Source organism: Streptomyces sp. SID10853 (assembly GCF_010548145.1).
GTDB lineage: Bacteria > Actinomycetota > Actinomycetes > Streptomycetales > Streptomycetaceae > Streptomyces.
Map to the genome: position 1 here is coordinate 1 of NZ_JAAGLN010000503.1, position 852 is coordinate 852.

Annotated in this window: 1 pseudogene; it reads right to left on the minus strand. The window is 70.1% G+C overall.

The annotated features are described in order from the left end of the window. Positions 1-839: pseudogene (locus G3I19_RS36655) on the minus strand (hypothetical protein); the annotation flags it as partial. Positions 840-852: the final 13 nt, after the last annotated feature.

Consider the following 852-nt stretch of genomic DNA (forward strand, 5'->3'; position numbering starts at 1 on the left):
GTGGGCGGGGCGACGCTCGCCGCGGGCGGTGGCAGGCTCGGGGTCGGTGTCGGGGTGGCGATGGCGCCTGCCTCTTCGACCTTCGGCTGGGCCGCGGTGGCGACCGTGGGCTTGTGGGTGAACCAGGCCATGATGAAGACGATGGCGATGGCCATGAACACCGCGAACAGGGTGGCCAGCCAGCGCGGCAGGAACCCGCGCTGGACGTAGGTCCCGTCGACGTTGAGCGGTTTGGTGCCCGAGCGCTGGATCGCGAGCTTGTACGGGCGGTCCTGCTTGCGGCCGAACCAGATGATCTGGCGGGGCCGGAGCGTGGCGCGTACGAAGGCGGCGCGGCCGGGCTCGATCTGGACGTTGGCCGGGTGGACCTCGTACGAGAGCTGGTCGCCGTTCTCGCTGCCGTTGACGGACGCGGTGAGCTTGGTGTTGCCGAGGTTGTCGATCGCGAGCTTGGGCCGCCCGCGGAAACAGCCCTTGACGGTGTGGGGCACGAGCTCCGCGCGGATCTCGGAGAACGGGGTGATCGTGACGTTGCCCTCGGGGACCGTGGTCGCCTCGGGGTGCTCGGTCGGGATGACCTGGACGCCGTACGGGTTCGGGCCGGCGACGGCGTCGGGGGTACGCGGCGGGGCGAACGTGAGGTCCACGGTGCCGGTGGTGCCGGGAAAGAGACGGATGGTCGGTGGTTCGACGGTCACATACGGGGACAGATCACCGACGGGTACGCACCGGTACTCGTCGACGACGTCGCCCGTGTTGCGCAGCCGTAGCCGCACGGTGGCCGTACTGCCGGGGTCCACGGTGGTGGACGCAGGCTCCAGAGAGGTCCAGATGCTCACGCGCCGGACACTA